A 1,563-nucleotide genomic window follows, 5' to 3' on the forward strand; every position below is an offset into this window, starting at 1 on the left:
CTTCGGGCGGGGAGGAGAAGCACCGGACCTGGTCGGCGCAGGACAACAAAGAGGCATAACACCGGACCCGGGGGGGGGGGGGGGCCGGGACGGGCTCCGCCCCCGCCCCCGCCTTCCCCGCGTGTCCCGTTCTCCCGCTCCCGCCTTCCCGCGCGTCCTGGCCGCCGCTCTGCGCGCTGGATCTTTAGGCCTGAAAGTCGCTATCCGAAACCGGCGATCAAACCATAGGAATGGCTCCACGGCCTGACCGGCCACCCCCGACCAGAAGGAGCCTCACCCATGATTCGCCTTCGTACCACCTGTATGGCCGTCGCCGCTACCGCCGCGATGCTCGCCCTGGCCGCCGCGCCCGCCCAGGCCGCCCCGGGTGACGTCACGACCTCGTGCGCAAGCGTGGTCACCCCGGCCGGCTTCGTCGACGTGAACTGGGGCTACAGCAGCAGTTGCGGCACGCAGAGCTTCAGCCCGAACATCAAGCAGATCAAGCAGCTCACCGGACTGCCCGTCGGCACCGTGGTCCAGGCCTGCTCCACCACCTACCCGCCCGCGGGATGGGTCCAGACCAGCTCCTACTACACCAGCAGCTGCGTCGCCTGGTCGAACCCGAGCTTCAACAACAACGCCTGGCAGCTGAAGCGCGTCTCCTGATCCGGCGCCCCCGGCGGCTCCGCTGATCCGCCGGCTCCGCCCGGACCCTCGGTCGGGTGCCTGACCCGAGGACCTGACCGAGGGCGCCGGGACCGGACGCGCCGGTGCCGACGTGATCAGCGGGCATGCTCGGGGCTGATCGAAGACCGTGCAGTTGTTGAGGTGTCAGTTGTCGCTCCACCCCGGCTCCGGTGATCAAGTCCCTTCTCTAACCGCTCGGATCGCGCGGTCGAGCAACCCCGTCGGCACGACCGCAATGCGGGTCGGAGACCGGCTGGACGGGCTGTGGTGCAACGGGGCTTCGCGGGCTGGTACCCGCGCGACGGACGCCCGGTCCGTCCGGGCAAGAACCCCACCCGGCCCAGGACCAGGATCCTCGCTGCCGGCAACGACGCCTGCCGCCTGACGGAGCACCTCCAGCGGCACGAGTCGGAGTACCGCCCCGGCCCACAGGCCGAGGCTCTGCGGCAGAGATCCTCGTGCAGAACTACTACCGCGGCAGGGCAGGCCGCCTGCGCCGGCGCACCGCCGGCGACGGCAGCCTGCCACCCTCCGCCTCGGCGATCGTCTTCCCCCACGACACGACGGCTCGCTACGTCCCCCGCGGGCACATCATCAGCTGGAAGGGGGTTCGCCGCACGTGTCACCGAGACGAAACCCCGTTATCGAGACCGCCGACCGCCTTCCCGACCTACCCGGACGAGCACGACATCCCCGGCCGAAGTCCTGCCGAACCCTTGGCACCTGAGCCCCGTCATCCAAGATCACCGACAGAGTCGAGCTCGGGCGCTGCTCGCGGATGCGCGACGGTGAACGCGCTGGGTCTGTACAAAGAACGGTGTAACTCCCGATCAAGGAAGTAGCGCCTGATGAAGGAAGTGACTGTCTCGGCCGAGGCCGTGGAGGCCGTGCGGC

Annotated in this window: 1 protein-coding gene; it reads left to right on the forward strand. The window is 69.7% G+C overall.

Features of this window, described 5'->3' with window-relative positions; all coding sequences use genetic code 11:
* The first annotated feature begins 279 nt into the window (after positions 1-279).
* Positions 280-648 (forward strand): hypothetical protein, encoded by a 369-nt coding sequence (locus ACZ6EM_RS40395; RefSeq protein ID WP_465774680.1) that lies wholly within the window; start codon positions 280-282, stop codon positions 646-648.
* The last annotated feature ends 915 nt before the right edge of the window (positions 649-1,563 follow it).

The sequence above is a fragment of the Kitasatospora sp. NPDC041917 genome (genome assembly GCF_055589745.1).

What these genes read in the sequence shown, in the direction of transcription:
- ACZ6EM_RS40395 (WP_465774680.1), top strand. Translation starts at nt 280, where the DNA reads ATGATTCGCCTTCGTACCACCTGTATGGCCGTCGCCGCTACCGCCGCG.